Here is a 16,784-nt window from a genome sequence, read left to right on the forward strand (position 1 = left end):
TCACAATTTTCACAGGAATAAAGAAGGCTAATAATAAGGAAGCGGGTGCCCCCCGCTTTTTTTCGTGTTATATTCTATGAGGAAGCGCACAAGTCAAGTTTTTGGACCTTTTTCTACTAACTTAAAGCTATTTGATAGGCTGCGCTTATTTCTTCGACAAGTTAACTCCGATGATTCCCCCGACTGCCGCAACCAGGAATGCGAGCAGAAGGTGATAGAGGCTGCTTATACCGAGTTTGGCATCGAAGCCGAGGAAGCTGAGCAATGTGATGAAGATGGAATAGAGAATGCCAGTCATGCCGCCGTAGTACCAGCCTTTCATGCCGCCGCGCTTGCCGGAGACGAAACCGCCGACGAACAGGGCAAGCCCGTTTACCGTGTAGACGACAGTCGGAAGGGAAGATTCGCGTGTTTCGGTAAAGGCGAGAATGAGAGAAGTAACGACGGCACCGAGTAGAACAATGGTGAAAGTATAGATAAATCCGGCCAGCATGGGGAGCTTTATTTGGCTCATTTTCAGCATGGGATACACCTCGCTTTTTTGTACAATCCTATGAATAGGGAGGACGAATTATGCTGAGGACTGCGCCATTTTGTGTGAAAACCATGAAATCATTCCCTCGTTTTCTTTCCTCTTTTCCTTCGTACCGTAAAAGTTATCTGTCCTTCCCGTGATGTTCATGCCGGGGTTGCTGCTGGGAAGCTATGGTGGTTTTTTCCATATTTCTGTTTGAAAGCGTGGATGTTTTTTCGTATGATGATAAAAGCAGCGGGCGTGCCCGGCGCCTGCCTGCCTGTATGACAGGGGGTGGAAATTTGTGATTAAAACATATTTTTATAACCATTCACAGCAAGCGATGCAGCATGACGTCGACCTGAATCAGGTGCATAGCTTCCTGCGCTCGCCGGAAGATCTGCTCTGGATTGATCTGTACGACGTGGGCAACGACGAGCTGCAGTATGTGGCCGACATTTTCGGGTTTCACCCACTGGCGATCGAAGACTGCCTGCATGTAAGCCCCCGGGCAAAAGTCGACGACTATGAAGACTATTATTTTTTCGTCATTCATGCTCTCCGCTACAATGAGGAAAGCGATAATGAGATTACTACACTTGAGCTGAATGTATTCTTAGGACTGAATTATATTGTAACGATTCATAAACGGCCCATGCCTTCGATCGGGCGGATTGCGGCGACAAGCCTGCACAGCAAGCAGTTTATGAACCGGGGGCCGGATTTTCTGCTATATTCCATTGTCGATGGTATTACGGATGAATATTTTCCGATTATGGACCGGATTAGCGTCCGGATTGACGAATTGGAAGATGAAATCTACGAACATCAAATGGAAGAGATTACCGAGGAATTCCTGGCACTGAAGCGGACCATCATTTTAATCCGCCGCGTAATCCTGCCGCAGAAGAGAATTTTCGCACCTGTAAATGGGACCATGTTGTTTGAAATCAATGAGGAAAACATTCCGTTCTATATCGACTTAGTCGACCATCTTGAACGCATCGTCGATTCGACGGAGACGTTTCGCGATCTCGTAAACGGAGCGCTTGATACGTACTACTCTATCGTAAGCGCCAAGACGACGGAGACCATGCGGATTCTGACGATTATTTCTACTATCATGATGCCGCTTACGTTTATTACCGGACTGATGGGCATGAATGTGCCTTTGCCGGGAGAGGAAAAGGCATACAGCTTCTGGATAATCATGGCTGTATTATTCACCGTAATCGCCCTTATGCTTCTTTATTTCAAACGAAAGCGCTGGCTGTAGAAAAGCAGACAAAAAAAGGATGTCTTTCCGACGTCTGGAAGAATGCCATTCGGTACAGAGGAAATAACGCCTTATTTTCTGTCTGCTTTTGGTTTTTTAGCGTTTAGGAAGGAAATGGGCAAGTGCCGCTCCGACCCATGGAATACGCTGCACATCCTGCTTGCCGAGCACCCGCAGCCAGATAAGCAGCAGCGTATAAATGATAAGCCCCAGACAGGAGGCGAGCAGCATCGCTTGTGATAAATCCATCAAATGCGACCAGTAGCGTGTCATATGCAGGGTGGTATAACCGGAAAGCGCTACGCTGAATGCCACTTTAGCCAAATCTTTTACTTCTATTGTGAAGCCCGTGATTTTGCTGATGCTGAAGAAATGCAGGAGCGTTACCGATAGAATGCTGATATTGACCGAGAGTACCACTCCGTCAACGCCAAGCTCCGGACGAGATGCGAGCAGAAAGATGGCGGCCGTTTTCAACAGAGCGCCGATGATGGTGTTGCGCATTGCCACCTTCGCATGATCAAGCCCTTGAAGTGCGGCCTGCAGCGGCGCCTGAAAATACAGAAAGATAGAGTAAGGGGCCATCAGCTTCAGAAAATGCCCGACTTTTTCATCGTGATACAACAGGGTGGCCAACGGTTCGGCAAAGACATACAGCAGGGCGGCGCAGGGGGCACCGATGACGAGTGCCAGCCGAACGGATTGATAGATTCGACGATAGATAAGTTTGTCATTTTTTTGTGCAGCGGCTTCCGCGACAGCAGGAACGAGCGAAACTGAAAGCGAATACGTAATAAAAGTCGGAAAGAGTAAGAGAGGAATGGCCATTCCAGCCAGCTGACCGTAAAAGCTGGTTGCGGTGCTCGCAGAAATCCCGGCCAGTAAAAGGCTCTGCGCAACGACAATCGGCTCGATAAAAAATGTCAACGAGGCAACGATCCGGCTGGTCGTAACCGGGATTGAGATATCAAGGAGGCTGCGGAATGTATCACGGTTCTTATCCAGCAGACCGGACAGGCTGTGCCGTTTCAGCAGTTTCGGTAAGCGCTGTCTGCGGAACTGGAGGAAGAGGCTTAGCATGCCGACGCCTTCTCCGAGGACGACACCGATCATTGCGCCCGCCGCAGCATATTCCACCCCGTGAGGCATAAGCCAGGATGCGAGAATGATGACGGTAAACATGCGGACAATTTGTTCTACGACCTGCGAGCTTGCGGTCGGCACCATGTTCTGTTTGCCTTGAAAATAGCCGCGCAGCACCGAGGATACGGCAACAATGGGCACGATGGGTGCAATGGCTATGAGCGGATAAAATGCCCGTTCGTCAGTAAGGAAATAACGGGAAATTACGGAAGCGCCCACCAGCATGATCGCGGTGAAGACAATGCTAAGTACGAATACGATAACGAGGGACATTTGCAGGATAGCCCGTACCTTTCCGCTCTCTCCCTGCGCATCCGCTTCAGCGATGAGCTTGGACACCGAGACGTTTAAACCAAAGGTGGCGAGGGAGATAATCAGGACAAACGTCGGGACTGCCATCTGATACAGTCCAAGACCTTCCGCCCCGATAATCCGGGCCAGCATAACCCGATTGATAAAGCCGAGTACTTTGACAATCAGACCGGCAAGAATAAGAATGAGCGTTCCTTTCATAAATGTTTGTTTCGTCATAATATGTCCTCTCTTTTCCCATGCATATTTGTTGACAGCATATGCATGTACCCCAAGCAAACATGCCTGAAATTAACGGAGACAGGAGGCTTTACCTATGATACAGAAACAGCCGCTTGACGAGAAGCTGGCGTACGTGTGCGAGATTAAAGCACAAGAATTTGCAATGCTGGGTTATGAGGATATTACAGTAGAAGAAATCTGGCAGTGCGTTTCGGAGAAATATAAAGAAATTCCGCGGCTTCATAAGGTGGTCAACGACATTTTGTCCTTAAAGCCCGGCCGCTGGATGAACTGGATGACCATGCGCGCGTACAAAGGCGATCCAATGTAGGAAAACGTGAATAATTTGTCATTCGATTTTACGAAACAAATTTCTTGCGTATACGTAAAAGAAAACGGGCCTCACAAAAAGTGGTGTGCGCTCGTTTTCTTTTGTTTCTACGAGTGTTTAGCTGTGAAGCAGAGGAGAGTATAGCTTCTATGCGCTGTTGAATTTCCTTTAAGGGTAAATTGACAGTGAAAAATAGGAGTGGCTATAATAAAATGTATTGCTTGAAAAAGGAGGAACTACGGGAGATGATTAAGTGGAGTCGTCTTGTTACTCTCCTTGTTATTGTGGCTGTCGTTTTTGCTACGGTTGCTTTGACTGGGAAAAAAGTAGCGATGGGTACGACCCTCGGCCTTGATTTGCGCGGGGGATTCGAAATATTATATGAGGTGTCGCCTCTCGATGAAAAACAGAAGGTGACGAAAGAAACATTAATAGACGCAACGAAGGCGCTGGATAATCGGGTGAATAAGCTGGGAATAGCCGAGCCGGAGATTCAGGCGGAAGGCGAGAACCGGATCCGTGTCCGCCTGGCCGGTGTTACAGATCAGGAAAAAGCCCGTGATATGATTGGAAAGCCTGCGAATTTGACATTCCGTGATATGCAGGGAAATATATTAATGAGCGGAAGCGATTTGGCGGAGAATGGTGCGCAGGGCGTACTGGATCCGCAGACACAGCAGCCGGTTGTGACGCTGCAGTTTAAAGACCCGAAGAAGTTCGCTAACGTAACCCAGAAATACGTAGGACAGCAAATGGCCATTTTCCTTGACGAACAGCTAATTACCGCGCCGGTCATCCAGCAAGTAATTCCGAACGGAACTGCCCAGATTGATGGGCAGAAGGACATCCAGGAAGCCAAAGATTTGGCCGCTATCCTTAATGCTGGCGCACTGCCGGTGAAAATGAAAGAAGTATTCTCGACAAGCGTCGGGGCGAAGCTGGGACAAGAAGCGCTTGAGAGCGGAATAGAAGCTGGTGTTGTCGGTACACTCATCGTTTTCCTGTTCATGATTGTGTACTACCGAATGCCGGGCTTCATCGCCTGCATTACAGTAGTGGCATATATCTATTTGCTGCTTTTATTGCAAAACCTTATGGGTGTTACGCTTACGCTGCCGGGCATTGCTGCCTTCATTCTCGGGATTGGTATGGCCGTGGACGCAAATATTATTATGTATGAAAGAATTAAAGAAGAATTGCGGAGCGGTAAATCGTATTTATCCGCACTGCGTGCCGGTTCTAAACGTTCATTGAGCACCATTCTTGATGCCAATGTTACGAGCATTATCGGTGCATTGGTTTTGTTCTACTTTGGATCGAGTGCGATCCGCGGCTTTGCGGTGACTCTCATCTTAAGTATTCTCGTCGGCCTGCTCACGTCGGTGGCTGGTGCCCGTTTCTTGATGGGCCTGGCGGTACGCTCAAACCTGTTTAACAAACCTTCTTATTACGGAGTAAAGGAGCGTGACATCCGTGAACTATGATTTTAGTAACTATAAATTCGATTTTGTAAAACATAGAAAAAAGTATTTTCTTGTTTCTGCTGTGCTGATTATTGCCGGGATTATTTCACTTCTAACGATCGGACTGAATCTTGGAGTCGACTTTAAAAGCGGGACAAGGGTGCAGGTGCAAATCGGCAAAACGTTTAACGAGTCTGAAGTACAACAAACCGTGGAACAGGCGGGTCTGAAGCCGGGGAGTGTAACAACGGCGGGCGACAAGAAGGATATGGCTGTTATTCAATTTGCGGAACCGATTCATAAGGATGAATTCGCCAAGCTGACCAAAGCCATGCAGATGAAATACGGCAAAGATGTATCCTTACAGGAGAGCACGGTCAATCCGATTATCAGTCAGGAGCTGGCGCGCTCTGCGCTGTATTCCGTGTTATTGGCTTCGATTGGGATTGTCATCTATATCACGATTCGCTTTGAGTTTCGTTTCGCGTTATCATCGATTATCGCACTCTTGCATAACGTTTTTCTCGTTATTACGTTGTTCAGTCTTTTTCAAATTGAAGTAGAATTAACGTTTATTGCTGCGATTCTAACAATCGTCGGCTATTCGATTCATGATAACATCATCATCTTCGACCGGATTCGTGATAATCTGAAGCATGCTAAACTGAAAACGGTACAAGATGTTGAAGATGTCGTAAATTACAGTATTGGTCAAACGCTGGCCCGTTCTATTAATACGGTTTTGACCGTGGTAATTTGTGCCCTGGCCCTCTACATTTTCGGTGGAGAGAGCATTCGTCATTTTACGCTGGCACTAATTATCGGGTTAATTTTCGGGGCCTACTCCTCCATTTTTATCGCGAGTCAGATTTGGGTTTCATGGAGAGAGCATGATTTGAAAAAGAAAAAAATGGCTCTTGCTAATAATGAAGCGTAAGGAAGCCATACTATAAGGAAACAGGATAAAACCGCGGGGTGCGCCCGCGGTTTTTTCGCGCACAAAATCTGCCGTAGAGGGAATAAAGGAGTGTTAGCGTATGCGTGGAGAACGGTTTGCCAAAGCCAGATTCGCTGCCTGGGTAGGCATTGTTGGCAACCTTGCTTTGGCGGTTGTCAAAGCGATTATTGGAGTGGTTGCCAATAGTAAAGCGCTGCTGGCAGACGCGATTCATTCAGCTTCAGATATTGTGGGATCATTTGCGGTACTTATCGGACTGCGTGCTTCACAGGTTCCGCCCGATCCTGAGCACCCATACGGCCATGGTAAAGCGGAACCTATCTCCGCCATTATCGTTTCGATTATTTTGTTTGTAGTGGGATTTGAGATGGCATATAATACGGTACAATCATTTTTTGCGCCGATTATCGCTCCAGGCATGCTGGCCGTATATGTTGCCCTTATTTCAATGGGGGTTAAGGAATGGATGTTCCGTTATAAATACCGTATTGGCAAAGAGCTAAACAGTCAGGCAATTATCGCCAATGCCTGGGAACACCGTTCGGATGTATATTCTTCATTCGCTGCTTTAGTTGGGATTGGCGGAGCCATTCTTGGTCAGCGCCTGGGCTACCCGGCGCTTGTCTACCTTGATCCGGTGGCAGGGGTCTTCGTGTCCGGGCTTGTGATTCAAATGGCATACCGTATGCTTCGAGAGTCGATTCACAGCACGCTTGATGTAGTTTGGAATGAAGAGAAGAGCAAGGAATTGCGTGAGACGGCGGCAATGGTACCCGGCGTGCTGCGCGTTGACGAATTGTTGGCCCGGGAGCATGGACATTACGTTATCGTCGATGTAAAAATCAGCGTAGACGCGCAGAGCACGGTGGAAGAAGGACACCGTATCGGCAAACATGTGAAACGTGCGCTGCTGGATACTTTTGCAAATGTGCAGAATGTATTCGTACACATTAATCCGTACGGGCGTGCCAGAGAAGATGATACTTCCTACCCTCCGCTTCATGAAACGGACATAACCGAGCGGGAAGGTCCGATTTTGCACTAAACAATAGTTGCCCGTTTTTTCCTCTCTCTAGTATAATGAACAAGTGTTTAAGGAGAGGTGGGAGAAAACTTTGGTAAAATCGAAGACCCGCTGGAAAATAGAAGAGGTTGACCAAGAACTTGCACTGCAACTGCAGCAGCAATTACATATTTCGCCGCTCCTAGCCCAATTGCTTGTCGGACGGGGGATTCAGACTGCAGAGGCGGCGGAGAAGTTCCTTGGCGGCAGTCTGCAGGATTTCTATGACCCGTTCTTGCTTGACGGTATGGATGCGGCAGTTGAACGCATCAAGCGGGCTATTGCACACGGCGAGGGGATTCTGATTTATGGTGATTACGACGCGGATGGCGTGACGAGCACAAGCATCATGATTCACACGATGCGGATGGCCGGCGCCACATTTCAATATTACATTCCTAACCGCTTTACGGAAGGATACGGATTAAATGAAGGTGCGCTGGTAAAAGCGGCGGAAAGCGGATTTTCTGTAGTCATCACAGTGGATACAGGGATCAGCGCCGTAAAAGAAGCTGAGCTGGCAAAAGAGCTCGGCCTTGATTTAATCATTACCGATCACCATGAACCGCCGGAGACCCTGCCGGATGCATACGCAGTAGTAAACCCGAAGAAGCCGAACTGTCCTTATCCGTTCAAAATGCTGGCCGGAGCCGGGGTGGCATTTAAGTTTGCGCATGCATTGCTTGGTGATCTTCCGCACCATCTGCTTGAAATTGCGGCTATCGGTACCATCGCCGATCTCGTGTCGCTGGTGGACGAGAATCGTCTCATTGCGAAGCTGGGGCTGAAAGCGCTCGAGCATTCGGTTAACCCGGGCGTACAGGCACTCAAGAAAGTGTGCGGTATCGAAGGAAAAGTTTCGGCATATCATATCGGTTTCGGCATGGGGCCCCGCATCAACGCGACCGGCCGACTGGAAACGGCGGACCGGGCTGTCAAGATGTTTATCACGAGCAATCCTGAGGATGCGGAGCGGTATGCGCGGGAACTGGACGATTTGAATAGGGAGCGTCAGGAACTGGTAGAAGCGATTGCAGCTGAAGCCGAGCAGTTGGTGCTGGCGATGCCGGAAGAAGAAACGAATGTGCTGGTGGTAGCCAAAGAAGGCTGGAATGAAGGCGTCATCGGTATTGTGGCATCACGTCTGGTCGAGAAATTCTACCGTCCGGCCATTGTATTAAGCATTAACTCAGAGCATGGCAAAGCCAAAGGGTCCGCCCGCAGCATCGCGGGTTTTAATATGTATGAAGCATTGACGGAATGCGCGGACATCCTGCCGCATTATGGAGGCCATCCAATGGCGGCGGGCATGACACTGGCCGAAGGTGACGTACCGGAACTTCGTCACCGCTTGAATGAATTGGCCCGGAAATGGTTGACTGCCGACGATTACATTCCGATCACGAAGGTGGATGCGGTCTGCCGGCTTTCGGAAGCGACTCTGGAAACGATTGAACAACTGGAGAAGCTTGCGCCGTTCGGTCTGGGCAATCCAAGCCCCAAGATTCTCATTGAAGGCGTCGAGATTGCCGATCTGCGCACGATCGGAAAAGAGCAAAACCATGTGAAATGCCAGTTTCGTCAGGATGGTGTGACACTGGATGGCATTGGTTTTAAGATGGCAGATCAGGCAGCCGAGCTGACCCTGCAGGATGAGGCCAACATAGTGGGCGAGCTTGCAGTCAATGAGTGGAACAATCAGCGCAGGGCGCAGTTCATTCTCAAAGATCTAGCTGTACCGGGTTTGCAGGTATTTGACTGGCGCGGGACACGCAATAAATCGGAGAAGATAAAGCAGCTGGACGGCAATGCGCCGGCACGCATTGTCGCATTTCGGGAAAAGAATCGTCGTCAGCTGGAACAGCATGCCGGAGGATGGCGTACGCTCCATCTGGAGCCGAATTCGGCAACACGCCAGCTGGTATTGTATGATTTACCCCATTCCTATCAAGAACTTGAAGAAGCGCTGGGTGCCCAACCGGAGTTGGAACGACTGTATTGCCTGTTCGATGAAGAGCCGAACACACTGCCGTCCCTGCCTTCTCGTGAACAGTTTAAAGAAGTGTATAAAACTGTATACCACCACAAAACGTTAGGACACAACGATATTCCGCTGCTTGCGCAGGCGAAAAAATTGACGCCGTCCGCTGTTTTGTTCATTCTGGAAGTATTCCGCGACCTCGGATTTCTTAATCGAGATGAGCAAAGTTACCAGCTGGCAGAAGCGAAAGAAAAGCGGGACTTAACGGAATCAATTGTGTACCAGCGGCAGAAGGAAGCGCTGGAGCTTGAAACCGAGCTTTTATATTCCTCATACCAATCATTGCGTGCGTTTTTGAAGCGATTTACGCTGCAGGACGCCCCTGTAAAGGAGAAGATATACCATGGATTTTAAAGAGAAGATTCGGGTCATCCTCGATTATCCGCAGAAAGGCATTCGTTTTAAAGACATTACGACGCTGCTTAAGGACGGACCGGCATACCGTGCGGCGATCGACCGGATGGCTGAATTCGCACGAGAGAAGAAGCCGGACATTATTGTGGGACCGGAAGCGCGCGGCTTCGTAATCGGCTGTCCGCTTGCCGTTCAGTTAGGAACCGGCTTTGCGCCGGTACGCAAAAAAGGAAAGCTCCCGTTTGAGACAATTCAAGCAGAGTATTCTCTTGAATATGGAAAAGATGCGCTGGCCATGCACAAAGACGCTATTCAGCCGGGACAGCGCGTGCTGATTGCCGACGACCTGCTGGCGACCGGTGGCACGATTCAGACGACCATTGATTTGGTGAAAAAACTGGGCGGGGAAATTGTCGGTCTGACGTTTCTTATTGAACTGACTTACCTCAACGGCCGTGAGAAGCTTGGCCCTGAGCATGATATTTTCACGCTGGTACAATATTAATGATAGTGTGAGATCCTTCCTTGTTGTCCGCATGGGAAGGATTTTTTGCATCAGGTAGGACATGTGGAATCAGCCCCCTCTTTACTTTCCTTTACAATTCACAGATAATAAAAGGTAATATTCCAGGGGAGTGGCAAAGGAGATAGTGTCATGAGCATCGAAACGGCGATTGAGACCGCAATCGATCAGGTTATAGAGAATGCGAAAAAGTATCTGCCGGAAAAAGACGTCGATTTTCTGTGGCGGGCATACGAATTTGCCCGCAAAGCCCACGACGGTCAGGTGCGGAAATCAGGAGAGCCGTATATCATTCATCCAATCGCTGTAGCCGGTATTCTTATCGATTTACAGATGGATGCAGTAACCGTGGCAGCGGCGTTTATGCATGATGTAGTCGAAGATACAGACGTGACCAGCGAGGAAATTGCCCGGGAATTCGGAACGGAAGTGGCCAATCTGGTCGAAGGGGTTACCAAGCTGGGACGGATTAAATTCAAGTCGAAAGAGCAGCAGCAGGCGGAAAACCACCGGAAGATGTTTCTTGCGATGGCCAAAGATCTGCGCGTGATGTTAATTAAGCTGGCTGACAGGCTGCACAATATGCGGACGCTCAAGCATCTGTCCGAAGCGAAGCAGCGCCAGATTTCCGACGAAACGCTTGAGATTTTCGCTCCGCTGGCGCACCGGCTTGGGATTGCCTCCATCAAATGGGAGATGGAGGATACGGGACTTCGTTATATCAATCCGCAGCAGTATTACCGAATTGTTAATTTAATGAAGAAGAAGCGGGCGGAGCGGGAGAATTTTATCGAAGGCGTTATTGCCACCCTGCAGGAGAAACTGCAGGAGATTCATATTAAAGCCGAGATTTCCGGCCGTCCGAAGCATATCTACAGCATCTACCGTAAGATGGTAAAGCAAAACAAAGAGTTTAACGAGATTTACGATTTGCTGGCGGTACGGATTATTGTAGATGACATTCGTGATTGCTACGCGGCGTTGGGGATTGTGCATACACTGTGGAAGCCGATGCCTGGCCGGTTCAAAGACTACATTGCCATGCCGAAGGCGAACATGTACCAATCATTGCATACGACCGTTATCGGACCGAACGGCGAGCCGTTGGAAGTACAGATTCGGACAGTGGAGATGCACCGGATTGCCGAGTACGGGATTGCAGCCCATTGGGCCTACAAGGAAGGGAAAAAGGTCGGGGACGGAGAGAGTTTCGAAACGAAACTTTCCTGGTTCCGTGAGATTCTTGAATGGCAGCAGGAGACAAAAGACGCACAGGAATTCATGGAGTCCTTAAAAATGGACCTGTTTGCCGACCTTGTTTTTGTCTTTACTCCGAAAGGGGACGTCATCGAGCTGCCAAAAGGTTCCGTGCCTCTCGATTTTGCGTACCGCATCCACTCCGAAGTGGGAAATCGCACAATTGGCGCCAAGGTGAACGGCAAAATTGTACCGCTCGATCATCAGCTAAAGACAGGCGATATTATCGAAGTGTTAACGTCGAAGCACAGCTATGGACCGAGCCGCGACTGGCTGAAGATTACGAAGTCATCCCATGCCCGCAACAAGATTAAACAATGGTTCAAAAAAGAGAAGCGGGAAGAAAATGTGGCCAAAGGCCGCGAGATGGTAGAAAACGAACTGCGTAAAAATAACTTCGAACCGAAGGAAGTCATGCTGCCTGATAATCTGCAGGAAGTAGCGAACAAGTTCAACTTCCAGGGCGAAGAAGACATGTTTGCTGCGGTTGGCTACGGCGGCATTACCGGTGCGCAGATTGCCACCCGTTTAACCGACAAACTGCGCAAAGAACGGGAAGAACAGCAGTCCAATATTGCGGAGATTAAGCAGGAAGCGCCGCGCCGTAAGCGCCCGGACCAGGGCGTAAGCGTCAGAGGCGTGGATAACCTTCTTGTTCGTTTCTCGAAATGCTGTAACCCGGTTCCCGGAGATGACATTGTCGGATTCATTACCCGAGGCCGCGGCGTTTCCGTACACCGTCAGGATTGTTTAAACCTTCAGTCCTGTAGCGAAGAGGATAAGGCGCGTCTTATTCCGGTCGAATGGGATGCGGACTTGAAGCATGAGTACAATGTCGATATTGAAATTACCGGGCATGATCGGAGCGGGCTGCTTAACGAAGTGCTGGCGACGGTGGCCGATACGAAGACGAACATCTCTGCGGTGTCCGGAAAGTCGGATAAGAACCGTGTGGCGAGGATTAATATGACGATTTCAATTCAGAATCTCGATCACCTGCATAAGGTCGTGGAGCGAATCAAGAAGATCCGCGATGTGTATTCCGTACGCCGGGTGATGAATACGTAGAAAGGGTTGTCGCACGATGCGCGTAGTTGTTCAACGATCCAGACAAGCATCCGTTACCGTAAACGGAGAAATTGTAGGGAAGATCGAAAGGGGACTTGTTCTGCTGGTCGGGATTACGCATGGGGATACGAAAGACGATGCGGAATATGTGGCGGAGAAGATCGCCAATCTGCGAATCTTTGAAGATGAGAACGGGAAAATGAATCGTTCGGTGAAGGACGAAGGGGGCGCTATTCTTTCCGTATCGCAGTTTACGCTATACGGGGATACGCGCAAAGGAAGGCGTCCCAGCTTCGTGGAAGCCGCCCGGCCCGAACAGGCTAAGCCGCTGTATGATTTTTTCAATGATAAGCTGCGTGAGCAGGGACTGAACGTAGAGACCGGCGTTTTCGGGGCGATGATGGACGTTGCTCTTGTAAATGACGGGCCGGTTACGTTGATTGTGGAAAGTAAATAAAGGTTGGAAAAGGGTGTGAAGGCCTCGTGCCTTTACCCCCTTTTTGCTTAGACGTAAGGAAGGGTTAAGAATTCGATTACAATCCCTTTTAACTAAAACAAATTTTGTTCATACATAGCCGTAGCAGCTTGTCTTCTATTTTCAATTAACAATTGAGGAAGTTGCATTTTTTGATTTGCTGCTCTTTCTTCTACCGCAAGATGATTACTTTTTTGAGAGCGTTGCTTTATTTGATTTATTCGCTGTTGATAGAAACTGTCATCCCATAAGCCTAATTCTGCCCCTCGTTCCGCAAGTCTAACCAATGACTCACTCGTACCCATTGCCATTTTTCCTGCTGATTCTTTAGCAGATATTTGTTTTGCATGGGCCGGATTAATGGGTTCTTTTGCATTTTTCATAACTTCATTGAATTCTTCAAACTTCCCCTGATATCCGTGCATAAATCTTGCAGTCATGTAGGTAGCTTGCATTTGAAATTCAGAACGATTGTTAAAATAAGTAGAACTTACGCTCATTTTTCATCCTCCTCGTTTTTATCATTCACCCCTTATTATCGGAAGAAAACAGCGGCAAATTTATAAAATATTACCATTTTGTAATTAATATATAATTTTATTACTTTATTTACCAAAAAAGAGGATGTAAAATATATTTACATACACTTTATAAAAAATCTGATCGGTCTTGTCCAAATCCACATACGCTTCCTTAAACTTTCGAATGAGTTTTGGATTGATCGTAAAGACCTTCGTTTGACGCTTGCGAAGCTGTTCATCATCTGTGAGAAACATCGCAGGATGCCAGCTATAGACAGAGGTAGACTCCAGGCCAATCTGGATGTGCTGGCTATGATGTTTGTCTGCAAGGGCAAGGATTTGATCTCGTACGTAATGGGCACCCTCAAGGTTGTTTTTCACCGTGAAGGATGTGAGGGTATCCCCCTCCTGATTCATCATACAAATTTTCATATCGAGAGAGCTTACGTCAATTCCGACATATAACCGCATGGGGATGACCTCCTTTCTTTACAGGATCGAGGGAAATGGACTCTTCAGGATGCCCCTGGCGCACTCGCCCAGCCTCAGCCTCGCGTATGAGAACTTACTCTGGTCCATGGGCTGCCTGGAAGCTGCTATCTTCCAGCATGGGGTGTCAGAGAGAACAGCCTGCGGGTTAGAAGTACAAACGAGTACCAGGGAAACAGACTTTTGAAGTAGTCAAAGCTACAGGAGGATAGAGAGTTTCACGTACGCTACATCGGTTTTTGCATCAACTAATGAACAATCTGCAAGCGAAGCAATAATTATTTCGGAGGATCAAAAAGTATATAAGTTAGAATCTGGCACCTTAGAAGAGCAGAAGAAATGGGCGGAAGAATCAGAAAGAAAATTTAGAGAGCATCCGCGGGTTTTTAACAAAGATATTGAAAAATATATAAAGGACCCTGAACTATTGAAAAAGGCTAAGGCAGTTTCTGAAACTGAGAATAAACAAAATCCTATTCAAATCCAAAGTGTATCAAAAGATGAGTTAGAAAAAGTAACGGCAGCCGGAACTATTTTCTTGCCGTATCAATTTACTTTTAGTATTAAAGTTTCAACTAATCCCGATACAGCCCAGAGGTTTGCACCAGGTGCTAGTACTCTTGTTATTTATTCTAATGCCACATCTTATGAGTCAAGCCCTTCGAATACTTATTGGATCGACGTGTTTAAGGTTGGGAGTTCCAGTCCTATAGGTAGAGCTTACTTTACTAGAAAGGGTATTCGGATTATCATATGGAAAACTTCTATTATATATATAGTATTTTATCCTCGTGAATCGGATAATCGTGTGGAATCTTTTCTATATGGATTTTCTTTGAATTATACCTTGCATTACAAGACTAATAATGCTATTCTTCATATATATCATGTAATGCATGATACTTTATAAACATAACTCTTGTATTACAAGTTAGTGAGAAAGGAGGGGGAAGTTTGTCTACAACACAAATGCTGAAGGGTATCATTGATGGCTGTTTGCTGGCAATTATCAAGGATAAAGAAGTATATGGTTACGAAATGGCAGAAAAACTTGAAAGTTATGGTTTCCACTCTTTTAGTGAGGGTACAATTTATCCATTGTTATTGCGGATGCAAAAAGAAGAATTAGTTAAATCTACCTTAAAAAAATCCACAGCAGGACCAAGGAGAAAATATTATTCACTAACTCCAAAGGGGGAGTTAGAATTGAATAAATTTATAGAACGCTGGAATAATTTACAGTCTAATGTTAACAAAGTGTTGTGTTTTGAGCCAGATACAAAATATACAAAAGGAGATGACATCATTGAAGAATAAGTTAAAACTTTCTAAAGAAAGCCAAGAGTTCTTGGAAAACTTACGTGTATACTTATTTTCAAGTGGAAAACAATGGGATGAAATTGAGGAAATTGTGAATGAATTAGAAATCCATTTGTCCGAAGCCGAAAAAAACGGAAAATCCATTGAAAAAATTATTGGAAAATCTCCGAAAGAATATATGGAGATGGTTTCTAACGAGATGTTAATTGACTATAGAACATGGTTTAAATACATTTGCCTAATCATTCTTGGATCATTTTCTATTACAATTTTCCCTGACTTATTAGAAGGCAACCTCTCCTATTCTATCTTGGAAATTATCGGGCATATTATAATTGGTGCAATATTTATTGCTTCTGTTTTCACAGGGTTTAAATATATTTCTACATCAAATCAATCTCTCAAAAGACAGGGGTTGATATTGGCTGGTATAGCGATACTGCCCATCGCTCTATTTATTGGGTTAATCTACCTAAATAGAGCCATCGACACTCCCGTCATTTATTTCGGCAATACTGGAAGCCTAATCATTGGTGTAATCACAGTACTATTTATAATAGGTTTTTCCATTTGGGCAAAATCATGGACTTTAATCATTATAATAGCATTGTTAACACTTCCTGATTATTTACTAAATCTGACCACATTGCAATACGAAACACAACTAATCGTTAGTACAATCATAACTTTTGGAGGAATTGCCATTTACCTCTGGATATTGTCTAAATTGGAAAAAAGTAAGTGAAGATTAACTAATATAACATTAGACTCGTGGAAACCTATGTCAAACCATTATTTTAATTTAGGTTTTCACGAGCTGTTTTCATTAGTTTTCTATTTTAATTCTAAACTTTGAAAGGAAAAAGTAAATGTTAACCAATATGCTCAATCTACCAAACTTAAAGATTCTGGATATGAAAGAAAGCGAATATGATTATAGATTCTTAGTTGAGTCTACTACACTACCCCCTTCACATTGTCCAAAGTGTGGTACTGTTGCAAACTTATACAAACATGGTAAGAAACAACAACTATATTTCGACCTACCAATGCACGCTAAACGTGTTGGTATTTATGTCAATCGCCAAAGATATAAATGTAGGGAGTGTAATGAAACGTTTTTTGAGAACCTTCCCGATATGGACGTTAGTCGTTCGGTTACTAATAGACTTATAGATTGGATTCAAGAAGCAAGTCTCGAAAAGACCTTTACCAGCGTTGCAGATGATATAGGTGTAGATGAAAAAACTGTTCGAAACATATTCAATGATTATGTTTCTGAACTTGAAGCACATACAGATTTCAGAACTCCTAAATGGCTTGGTATTGATGAAGTTCATTTGCTTAAAAATTATCGTTGTGTCATCACTGATGTTGAAAACAAGTCGGTAATTGATATTTTACGTAAACGGAATAAAGATGTGGTTATCAGTTATCTTTCAAGACTCAAAGAT

At 46.2% G+C, this 16,784-nt stretch carries 16 protein-coding genes and 1 pseudogene; 13 read left to right on the forward strand and 4 right to left on the reverse strand.

Features of this window, described 5'->3' with window-relative positions:
- Positions 1-145 precede the first annotated feature (145 nt).
- Positions 146-523: a TIGR04086 family membrane protein gene (locus tag ADA01nite_RS02735; RefSeq protein ID WP_246147194.1), complete on the reverse strand. Its 378-nt coding sequence runs from the start codon at positions 521-523 to the stop codon at positions 146-148.
- A gap of 295 nt (positions 524-818) precedes the next feature.
- On the opposite strand from ADA01nite_RS02735, the gene corA reads away from it, so the two are divergent.
- On the forward strand, positions 819-1,790 hold the full coding sequence (corA, locus tag ADA01nite_RS02740) for a magnesium/cobalt transporter CorA (RefSeq protein ID WP_146808373.1): 972 nt from the start codon (positions 819-821) through the stop codon (positions 1,788-1,790).
- A 96-nt stretch (positions 1,791-1,886) separates the two neighbouring features.
- Here the strand turns inward: corA and spoVB are convergent, their stop codons facing one another.
- On the reverse strand, positions 1,887-3,464 hold the full coding sequence (gene spoVB, locus ADA01nite_RS02745; protein WP_146808374.1) for a stage V sporulation protein B: 1,578 nt from the start codon (positions 3,462-3,464) through the stop codon (positions 1,887-1,889).
- Between the two features lie 97 nt (positions 3,465-3,561).
- On the opposite strand from spoVB, the gene ADA01nite_RS02750 reads away from it, so the two are divergent.
- From ADA01nite_RS02750 to dtd, 8 genes are all read left to right on the forward strand, one after another.
- Positions 3,562-3,798: a post-transcriptional regulator gene (locus ADA01nite_RS02750; protein WP_146808375.1), complete on the forward strand. Its 237-nt coding sequence runs from the start codon at positions 3,562-3,564 to the stop codon at positions 3,796-3,798.
- A 245-nt stretch (positions 3,799-4,043) separates the two neighbouring features.
- Positions 4,044-5,282 carry a protein translocase subunit SecD gene (gene secD / locus ADA01nite_RS02755; protein ID WP_146808376.1) on the forward strand — a complete coding sequence of 413 codons (1,239 nt, stop codon included), beginning with the start codon at positions 4,044-4,046 and terminating at the stop codon, positions 5,280-5,282.
- Positions 5,272-6,198, forward strand: a complete 927-nt coding sequence (gene secF / locus ADA01nite_RS02760; protein ID WP_146808377.1) for a protein translocase subunit SecF — start codon at positions 5,272-5,274, stop codon at positions 6,196-6,198. The genes secD and secF overlap by 11 nt, the downstream gene beginning before the upstream one ends.
- 100 nt (positions 6,199-6,298) lie before the next feature.
- A complete protein-coding gene (locus tag ADA01nite_RS02765) occupies positions 6,299-7,264 on the forward strand; it encodes a cation diffusion facilitator family transporter (RefSeq protein ID WP_146808378.1) in 966 nt (321 codons plus the stop codon).
- A gap of 70 nt (positions 7,265-7,334) precedes the next feature.
- Positions 7,335-9,677, forward strand: coding sequence for a single-stranded-DNA-specific exonuclease RecJ (recJ, locus tag ADA01nite_RS02770; RefSeq protein ID WP_146808379.1), 2,343 nt, complete (start codon positions 7,335-7,337; stop codon positions 9,675-9,677).
- Complete coding sequence (locus tag ADA01nite_RS02775; RefSeq protein ID WP_146808380.1) at positions 9,667-10,182, forward strand: adenine phosphoribosyltransferase; 516 nt, start codon at positions 9,667-9,669, stop codon at positions 10,180-10,182. Before recJ ends, ADA01nite_RS02775 begins: the two co-directional genes overlap by 11 nt.
- Positions 10,183-10,332: 150 nt before the next feature.
- On the forward strand, positions 10,333-12,525 hold the full coding sequence (locus ADA01nite_RS02780; RefSeq protein ID WP_146808381.1) for a RelA/SpoT family protein: 2,193 nt from the start codon (positions 10,333-10,335) through the stop codon (positions 12,523-12,525).
- A 16-nt stretch (positions 12,526-12,541) separates the two neighbouring features.
- Positions 12,542-12,982: a D-aminoacyl-tRNA deacylase gene (gene dtd, locus ADA01nite_RS02785; protein WP_146808382.1), complete on the forward strand. Its 441-nt coding sequence runs from the start codon at positions 12,542-12,544 to the stop codon at positions 12,980-12,982.
- A 92-nt stretch (positions 12,983-13,074) separates the two neighbouring features.
- On the opposite strand, the gene ADA01nite_RS02790 is transcribed toward dtd, so the two are convergent.
- Together ADA01nite_RS02790 and ADA01nite_RS02795 are read right to left on the reverse strand one after the other, a co-directional pair.
- On the reverse strand, positions 13,075-13,500 hold the full coding sequence (locus ADA01nite_RS02790; protein ID WP_146808383.1) for a hypothetical protein: 426 nt from the start codon (positions 13,498-13,500) through the stop codon (positions 13,075-13,077).
- Positions 13,501-13,656: 156 nt separating this feature from the next.
- Positions 13,657-13,992, reverse strand: a pseudogene (locus tag ADA01nite_RS02795) (IS110 family transposase); the annotation flags it as partial.
- A gap of 445 nt (positions 13,993-14,437) precedes the next feature.
- On the opposite strand from ADA01nite_RS02795, the gene ADA01nite_RS02800 reads away from it, so the two are divergent.
- From ADA01nite_RS02800 to ADA01nite_RS02815, 4 genes are all read left to right on the forward strand, one after another.
- The gene (locus tag ADA01nite_RS02800) at positions 14,438-14,920 is read left to right on the forward strand and encodes a hypothetical protein (protein WP_146808385.1); all 483 of its coding nucleotides are present in this window, start codon (positions 14,438-14,440) and stop codon (positions 14,918-14,920) included.
- A gap of 59 nt (positions 14,921-14,979) precedes the next feature.
- Positions 14,980-15,327: a PadR family transcriptional regulator gene (locus ADA01nite_RS02805; RefSeq protein ID WP_077706858.1), complete on the forward strand. Its 348-nt coding sequence runs from the start codon at positions 14,980-14,982 to the stop codon at positions 15,325-15,327.
- Entirely contained in the window at positions 15,317-16,075 is a 759-nt protein-coding gene (locus ADA01nite_RS02810; RefSeq protein WP_077701821.1) for an HAAS domain-containing protein, read from the forward strand. Before ADA01nite_RS02805 ends, ADA01nite_RS02810 begins: the two co-directional genes overlap by 11 nt.
- Positions 16,076-16,199: 124 nt before the next feature.
- A partial coding sequence (locus tag ADA01nite_RS02815) for a transposase family protein (RefSeq protein ID WP_146808386.1) occupies positions 16,200-16,784 on the forward strand: 585 nt, incomplete at its 3' end.

It is taken from the genome of Aneurinibacillus danicus (genome assembly GCF_007991215.1).
Taxonomy (GTDB): Bacteria; Bacillota; Bacilli; order Aneurinibacillales; family Aneurinibacillaceae; genus Aneurinibacillus; species Aneurinibacillus danicus.